The organism is Clostridium sp. CAG:43, from assembly GCF_000434655.1.
GTDB lineage: Bacteria > Bacillota > Clostridia > Lachnospirales > Lachnospiraceae > Otoolea > Otoolea fessa.
Genome location: NZ_FR894975.1, coordinates 4,291 through 4,968 on the forward strand (window position 1 = coordinate 4,291; position 678 = coordinate 4,968).

The following is a 678-nucleotide window of genomic DNA, read 5'->3' on the forward strand; positions in this document are numbered from 1 at the left end:
ACTATCAGGAAATTCGCGAAAAACTGATTAAAAATGGATATACGTTTTATTCAGATACTGATACAGAGGTGGCTGTAAAGCTGATCGATCATTATTATAAGAAATACAACGAGGGACCGCTCGATGCGATGGCGCGTGCGATGATGCGTATCCGCGGCACGTATGCATTGGCGGTTATGTTTAAGAATTATCCGGAGGAGATCTTTGTAGCCCGTCAGGATAACCCGATGATCATCGGAGTAGGCGAGGGCGAATCCTTTATCGCGTCGGATGTTCCGCCCCTGCTTCCATATACCCGCAAGGTATACTATATTGGCAACCAGGAATTGGGACGCTTACATAAGGGAGAGGTTACTTTCTATAATATTGATCAGGAAGAGATTCAGAAAGAACTTGTGACGATTGAGTGGGATGCAGAAGCTGCTGAAAAGGGGGGTTATGAGCATTTCATGATTAAGGAGATCCATGAACAGCCGCGTGCGGTTCGGGATACATTAAATTCAGTCATCCGCGATGGTCATATTGACCTGACCGAGGCGGGACTTTCCGATGATGTCATTCGTTCGTTAAAGCGTATTTATATCGTAGCGTGTGGTTCTGCTTACCATGCAGGCGTGGCAGCGCAGTATGTGATCGAAGATCTGGCGCGTATTCCGGTCCGCGTCGAGCTGGCTTCCG

The 678-nt window shown here is 47.5% G+C and carries 1 pseudogene; it reads left to right on the plus strand.

Annotated features, from left to right (window positions below):
• Positions 1 to 678: pseudogene (locus QVO97_RS00200) on the plus strand (glutamine--fructose-6-phosphate aminotransferase); the annotation flags it as partial.